Here is a 1,025-nt window from a genome sequence, read left to right on the forward strand (position 1 = left end):
ATGTCCACCGCCGGGAAAAACCCCTACGACAGAGACCTCACGGACCTGATCGGAGAGCTTTCGACCCGCAGCGAGGAGTTCCGCACCCGGTGGGCGAGGCACGACGTGAAGTACCACCGCACCGGCCGCAAACGGCTCCACCACCCGATCGTGGGGGACCTGGACCTGAGCTTCGAAGCACTGGAACTGCCCGCGGACCCAGGATTGCGCATCAACGTCTACACGGCAGATCCCGGGACACCCTCCGAGGACGCCCTGAAAGTCCTCGCCAGCTGGGCCGCCACCCAGCGCGAAACGGCAGCGGCCGCAGTCAGGGAGAAGGAATGACCGACCGTTCCTCCACCGTGCTCATTGTTGGCGCCACCAGGTCAATGCCCGGGTCCGGTGACGATCTTCTTTCGTTCGGATTCGTGCGCGCCGCCCTTCTTCGACAGCGTTGAGCACGCCTCCTCGATATCCCGGGCGAGCGTGTCGACGTGCTCGCGGCTCATCGTTTCCTTGACCAGCGCACGCATGATCGTCACGTCCTGGGCGTTCGGCGGCAGTGTGTAGGCCGGCACCATCCAGCCGCGTTCGGCCGAGAGCTGCCAGGCAATGTCGAACTCGTCGTAACCGGGGTCGCCGGCGAGCCGGAACGCAACCAGGGGAAGCTGCTCCTCGTCGGGGCCGATGATCTCGAACCGGCCCATGGCCTCCAACTTCTCGGCGAGGGCGCGGGCGTTGGTCTGCATGTTCTGCATGATGTAGGTGTAGCCGGCGCGGCCATAGCGCACGAAGTCGTAGTACTGGGCGAGAACCATCGACGAGCCGGTGGAGAAGTTCAGGGTGAACGTCGAGTCGGTCTTGCCGAGGTAGTTCTCCTCAAAAACAAGGTCCTTGGCCAGGTCGGCCTTCTCCCGGAAGATCAGCCAGCCGATGCCGGGATAGACCAGTCCGAACTTGTGCCCGGAGACATTGATCGAGCGGACCTGCTCGAGCCGGAAGTCCCACTCGGAGTCCGGGTACAGGAAGGGCCAGACAAACCC

At 64.2% G+C, this 1,025-nt stretch carries 1 protein-coding gene and 1 pseudogene; one reads left to right on the plus strand and one right to left on the minus strand.

Features of this window, described 5'->3' with window-relative positions; genetic code table 11:
• A pseudogene (locus tag LQV45_RS35480) lies at positions 1 to 327 on the plus strand (transcriptional regulator); the annotation flags it as partial.
• A gap of 41 nt (positions 328 to 368) precedes the next feature.
• Here LQV45_RS35480 and LQV45_RS35485 read toward each other — a convergent pair.
• Positions 369 to 1,025: pyridoxal-dependent decarboxylase (locus LQV45_RS35485; RefSeq protein WP_230012751.1), on the minus strand; the 657-nt coding region annotated here is incomplete at its 5' end.

The sequence above is a fragment of the Microbacterium sp. Bi128 genome (assembly GCF_918698205.1).